The 4,650-nt window shown below is 65.7% G+C and carries 5 protein-coding genes; 3 read left to right on the forward strand and 2 right to left on the reverse strand.

All coding sequences use genetic code 11. The annotated features are described in order from the left end of the window. The coding region (locus tag G3N99_RS35040) for an Mpo1-like protein (protein ID WP_206124653.1) at positions 1-304 on the reverse strand (304 nt) is incomplete at its 3' end. Positions 305-462: 158 nt separating this feature from the next. Between G3N99_RS35040 and G3N99_RS35045 the strand changes: the two genes are divergently transcribed. The 3 genes from G3N99_RS35045 (at position 463) to aroC (ending at position 4,357) form a co-directional block, all read left to right on the forward strand. After that, positions 463-918 carry a CBS domain-containing protein gene (locus tag G3N99_RS35045; protein ID WP_043182535.1) on the forward strand — a complete coding sequence of 152 codons (456 nt, stop codon included), beginning with the start codon at positions 463-465 and terminating at the stop codon, positions 916-918. Positions 919-1,057: 139 nt separating this feature from the next. Then, entirely contained in the window at positions 1,058-2,992 is a 1,935-nt protein-coding gene (locus tag G3N99_RS35050; protein WP_174936456.1) for an MFS transporter, read from the forward strand. A gap of 264 nt (positions 2,993-3,256) precedes the next feature. After that, on the forward strand, positions 3,257-4,357 hold the full coding sequence (aroC, locus tag G3N99_RS35055) for a chorismate synthase (RefSeq protein WP_174936460.1): 1,101 nt from the start codon (positions 3,257-3,259) through the stop codon (positions 4,355-4,357). Between the two features lie 135 nt (positions 4,358-4,492). Here aroC and G3N99_RS35060 read toward each other — a convergent pair. Beyond that, positions 4,493-4,650, reverse strand: a 158-nt coding sequence (locus G3N99_RS35060) for a 4Fe-4S dicluster domain-containing protein (protein ID WP_175764011.1), incomplete at its 5' end; no start/stop codon positions are given.

The following is a 4,650-nucleotide window of genomic DNA, read 5'->3' on the forward strand; positions in this document are numbered from 1 at the left end:
TGCCGGTGCAGATGTCCTTGAACATCACCCAGTCGCCCATCAGGCTGTAGATCGGGTGCCGGAACGTGGCCGGGCGGTTCTTCTCGAAGAAGAAGTGTCCGACCCACGCGAACCCGTAGCCGCAGACGATGGCTGCCGGCAGCCACAGCCAGTTGCCGGTCGCGATCGCCATCGCGACGCAGCCGATCACGCCGAGCGAGCCGATGAAGTGCAGCCGCCGCGACGTCAGGTTCTGGTGTTCGTTCAGGTAATACGGGTAGAAATCGGCGAAGCTGGCGAATTGCTCCGAATGCGTATGCGCCATGGACGTCTCCTCTGGCCGCTGTTCATGGGGCCATTGTGCTGCCGGCAGTCCGCTTCCGCAAGCGGGGGGCGGCCCGCCGCACGGGCCCGCGCTTTCCTTTTGACAGGCTTTCCGATAGGATCGAAAGAGGTTTTGCATTCAAGCATGAGGGGACTACGATGCGCGTCAGCGATATTCTGAAAGTGAAGGGCAACACGCTGTTTACGGTGACGCCCGATATGCCGCTGCGCGAAGCGGTCGATACGATGGCCGAGCACGATATCGGTTCGCTCGTGGTGATGGAGTACGGCGATCTCGTGGGGATGCTGACGTTCCGCGAGATCATCCTGCGTCTGCACGTGAACGGCGGCGCGATCGGCGACGTGCAGGTGCGCAAGGTGATGGACGAGCCGCTTACGTGCACGCCGGAAACGGACGTCAACGAAGTGCGCCGGATGATGCTCGAGCGCCATGCGCGCTACATGCCGGTGCTCGACAAGAAGGTGCTGATGGGCGTCATTTCGTTCTACGACGTCGCGAAGACGGTCGTCGAGGCGCAGAGCTTCGAGAACCGGATGCTGAAGGCGTACATCCGCGACTGGCCGGAATCGGAAGCCGAAGCGCACAAGTCGTGAACCACGCCGCGCCCGTCGCCGTCATGCGCGGGCGCGGCCACCTGGCACGCGGCGGCGCAGGTTTGTCCTGCGCCGCCTTTTTTTCAATGACCACACGAGGCCCGCGCAGCGTCGCCCAGACGGCGCGCGCGCATTCCGCATGAGCGATCAAACGCAAGCCACTTCCGGGCAGCGTGGCGAACGGCACGCGCACGCGTCGCAGTTCGACCTGCTGCGCGAGCGCCGTTTCGCGCCGTTCTTCACGACCCAGTTCCTCGGTGCGCTGAACGACAACGTCTTCAAGATCGGCTTCACGTCGCTCGTCACCTATCACACCGCGCGGTTCGCCGGCGTCGATGCGAAGACGGCGGCGTTCCTGATTTCCGCGATCTTCATCCTGCCGTTCGTGCTGTTCTCGGCGACGTCCGGCCAGATCGCCGACAAGTACGACAAGGCGACCCTCACGCGTTTCGTGAAAACCTTCGAGATCGTGCTGATGCTGGTCGGCGCGGCCGGCTTCGTCATGCACAGCGCACCGTTGCTTTATCTGTGCACGTTCATGATGGGGATGCACTCGACGCTGTTCGGGCCCGTCAAGTATTCGTACCTGCCGCAGCATCTCGGCGAACATGAGCTGGTCGGCGGCAACGGCCTTGTCGAGATGGGCACGTTCATCGCGATCCTGATCGGCACGATCATCGGCGGTGCGGCGGCGGGCATCGAGGGCGCCGGCGAGCGCGTGCTCGCGGTGAGTGTCGTCGTCATCGCGGTCGCAGGGCGGTTCGTCGCGCAGCGCGTGCCGTCCACGCCGGCACCGCAGCCCGATCTCGTGATCAACTGGAATCCGGTCAGCGAGACCTGGCGCAACCTCGGGCTCGCACGCCAGAACCGCACCGTGTTCCTGAGCCTGCTCGGCATCTCGTGGCTGTGGTTCGTCGGCGCGACGTTCCTCACGTCGTTCTTCAATTTCGCGAAGGACGTGCTGTCCGCGAGCCCCGACGTCGTCACGATCCTGCTCGCGACGTTCTCGGTCGGCATCGGCCTCGGCTCGTTGCTGTGCGAACGGCTGTCGCAGCGACGCGTCGAAATCGGCCTCGTGCCGCTCGGCTCGATCGGCATCAGCGTATTCGCGATCGAGCTGTATTTCGCCAGCCACGCGCTGCCGTCGCCCGGCCATCTGCTGTCGGTCGGCGAATTCCTGGCCGGTGCGCGCCACTGGCGCATCCTGGCCGACCTGTTCCTGCTGGCGATGTTCGGCGGCTTCTACAGCGTGCCGCTGTACGCGCTGATCCAGAGCCGCAGTGCACCGACGCACCGCGCGCGGATCATCGCCGCGAACAACATCCTGAACGCGTTGTTCATGATCCTGTCGGCCGTGATGGCGATGGGGCTGACCAAGGCCGGTGTCGACATCCCCGGCCTGTTCCTCGTCACGGCGCTCCTGAACGTGATCGTCGCCACGTATATCTATCTGCTCGTGCCCGAGTTCCTGCTGCGCTTCGTCGCATGGGTGCTGGTGCACACCTTCTACCGGATTCGCCTTGTGCATGCGGAGCGGATCCCGGCGGAAGGGGCGGCCGTGCTCGTGTGCAACCACGTCAGCTACGTTGACGCGCTGGTGCTGGCGGCCGCGAGCCCGCGCCCGATCCGTTTCGTGATGGATCACCGGATCTTCAAGACGCGCTTCGCGAGCTGGGTGTTCCGGCATGCGAAGGCGATCCCGATCGCACCGCGCCACGAGGATCCCGCGATGCTCGCGCGTGCGTACGACGCATGCGAGGCCGCGTTGAAAGAAGGCGAACTCGTGTGCATCTTCCCGGAAGGCAAGCTGACGAAGACGGGCGACATCAACACGTTCCACCACGGCATCATGGAAATCCTGGGTCGCACGCCGGCGCCGGTGATTCCGATGGCGCTGCGCGGGCTGTGGGGCAGCTATTTTTCGCGGCATTCCGATGCGCGGATGCCGCGACCCATCAAGCGCGGCGTGATGAGCCGGCTGACGCTGGCGGTCGGCGAGCCGATCCCGGCGTCGGTCGCGACGCCCGAGTCGTTGCAGGCCGCGGTCACCGAACTGCGCGGCGCGCGGAAGTAGGCGGGGCGGGCCCGGCGGTATTGCCCAGGGCTGTAATGACCACCGCGAACCGGCCCGTTCGACCGGCGTGGCGTGGGGCGGCGATCGTCGCTCCGGGCCGTTCCCGTGGCCGGCCGGTGTGGTCCGAACGGTTCACACGGCCCGCAGGCACGGGACGGCTGGCATAATAGCGGCTTACCTCTTTTTCTCGACCGGCAAACGATCGGCCTGCCAGCGGCCCGGGCAGCGCATCGGTTTGCCCATTTCTCTTTGGGCGGTTCCATCATGTCCGGCAATACCCTCGGCACGCTTTTCACTGTCACGACCTTCGGCGAATCGCACGGTCCCGCGATCGGCTGCGTGATCGACGGCTGCCCGCCGGGAATGGGGCTGACCGAAGCCGACATCCAGGTCGAGCTCGATCGTCGCAAGCCCGGCACGTCGCGTCACGTGACGCAACGGCAGGAGGCCGATGAAGTCGAGATCCTGTCGGGCGTGTTCGAAGGCGTGACCACCGGCACGCCGATCGCGCTGCTGATCCGCAACACCGACCAGCGCAGCAAGGACTACGGCAACATCGTCGAGACGTTTCGTCCCGGCCACGCCGACTACACCTACTGGCAGAAATACGGCATCCGCGACTACCGTGGCGGCGGCCGCTCGTCCGCGCGCCTGACCGCGCCGATCGTCGGCGCGGGTGCGGTCGCGAAGAAGTGGCTGCGCGAGCGCTTCGGCGTCGAGGTGCGCGGCTTCATGAGCGGCCTCGGCGAGATCGACGTACCGTTCGTCGACTGGTCGCACGTGCACGAGAATCCGTTCTTCTCGCCGAATGCGGCGGTCGTGCCGGAGCTCGAGGCGTACATGGATGCGCTGCGCAAGGACGGCGATTCGATCGGCGCGCGCATCGACGTCGTTGCATCGGGCGTGCCGGTCGGCTGGGGCGAGCCGGTGTTCGACCGTCTCGATGCGGACATCGCGAAGGCGATGATGAGCATCAACGCGGTGAAGGGCGTCGAGATCGGTGCGGGTTTCGACAGCGTTGCGCAGCGCGGCTCGGTGCATGGCGACGAGCTGACGCCGGGCGGTTTCGTCGGCAACCATGCGGGCGGCGTGCTCGGCGGGATTTCGACGGGGCAGGACATCACCGTGTCGATCGCGATCAAGCCGACCTCGAGCATCCGTACGCCGCGCCGTTCGATCACGAAGACCGGCGACGAAGCGACGGTGGAAACGTTCGGCCGTCACGATCCGTGCGTCGGCATTCGTGCGACGCCGATTGCCGAGTCGATGCTCGCGCTGGTGCTGATCGATCATGCGCTGCGCCATCGCGCGCAGTGCGGGGACGTCGAGACGCCGACGCCGAAGATCGCGGGCAGCGCGACCTGACGCAAGCGGGTGGGGCGCTGCGCGTCGCGCCGTCCGTTGCGCGGAGAATGCAAAACGGGGCGCTGCTTCAAGCAGCGCCCCGTTTCGTTTGCGGCAGCTAAAAAAACACGCCGCTCGTGGCGGCGCGTTCGGTAATTACATGTTCGGGTAGTTCGGCCCGCCGCCACCTTCCGGCGTGACCCACACGATGTTCTGCGTCGGGTCCTTGATGTCGCAGGTCTTGCAGTGCACGCAGTTCTGCGCGTTGATCACCAGGCGATCGCTGCCGTCGTCGTTCTTCACGAACTCGTACA

Source organism: Burkholderia sp. Ac-20392 (genome assembly GCF_017104585.1).
GTDB lineage: Bacteria > Pseudomonadota > Gammaproteobacteria > Burkholderiales > Burkholderiaceae > Burkholderia > Burkholderia lata.

Excerpts from the sequence above, each read along its gene's own strand:
- G3N99_RS35045 (WP_043182535.1), top strand. The coding sequence starts at position 463 with ATGCGCGTCAGCGATATTCTGAAAGTGAAGGGCAACACGCTGTTTACG.
- G3N99_RS35050 (WP_174936456.1), top strand. The coding sequence starts at position 1,058 with ATGAGCGATCAAACGCAAGCCACTTCCGGGCAGCGTGGCGAACGGCAC.
- aroC (WP_174936460.1), top strand. The coding sequence starts at position 3,257 with ATGTCCGGCAATACCCTCGGCACGCTTTTCACTGTCACGACCTTCGGC.